At 54.1% G+C, this 680-nt stretch carries 2 protein-coding genes; both read right to left on the minus strand.

Translation table 11 applies throughout. From position 1 onward, the window contains the following. Nucleotides 1-73: 73 nt before the first annotated feature. Nucleotides 74-487: a hypothetical protein gene (locus JTJ32_RS26290; RefSeq protein WP_210043815.1), complete on the minus strand. Its 414-nt coding sequence runs from the start codon at nucleotides 485-487 to the stop codon at nucleotides 74-76. An 8-nt stretch (nucleotides 488-495) separates the two neighbouring features. Beyond that, nucleotides 496-680: hypothetical protein (locus JTJ32_RS26295; protein WP_210043816.1), on the minus strand; the 185-nt coding region annotated here is incomplete at its 5' end.

The raw sequence follows: 680 nt of genomic DNA on the forward strand, positions 1-680 counted from the left end.
TCAGCTGTCACCGGTAGAGTTTGAAAAACGTTACGCAATGAGCTTGCAAGGTGTCTAGAGAATCCGGGGCGATTCACACTGTCAGCCAGCAGACACACGCCTGACCAATACCTCGGCTGATTGCGCCGATGCCCTGAAGGTGAGTGGCGCACAAAGCGCTGGCCTCAGCTTTTTCGGCTGGGGTCTCATTGTGACCATGCGTTTCAAGTGATAACAGTCGGTAGGACACCGTATACAGATCCTGCACCTCGGCCTCCTTGGCCTGACCCTGCGCGGATTTGCGTCGAAGAGTTCGTTTGGCCTGTTCTGTTTCCAGAAATTGGGCGATCACGTCCTCACCCGTGTTTCGCTCCAACATTTTGGCGGTGCCAGCTTTCAGGTTCATTTTCAGCGCCTTCGCCAACTCTGCGGGACCCGCGCCCATTTGGGATTCCGCATTCTCTACGGACTTGATGCCCCACAAGACCGTAATCAGTTGTTCAAGCAAGCTCCGGCTCAGAATTCCCAAGCATGCAGAGTTTTCAATTGCCCATAGGCTCTGTACGAAATCATCTGAAACTCATTTGAACCCAGCAAGCGTCGGGAGTCAGTAAAGTCTGCGTCCATCAACGGCAGGAGCCCACGATGGCCAAACGGTACGAACTCCCCGACGCAGCCTGGGATTTGGTTGCAGACATCTT

This window comes from Pseudomonas alliivorans, assembly GCF_017826695.1.
Classification (GTDB): domain Bacteria; phylum Pseudomonadota; class Gammaproteobacteria; order Pseudomonadales; family Pseudomonadaceae; genus Aquipseudomonas; species Aquipseudomonas alliivorans.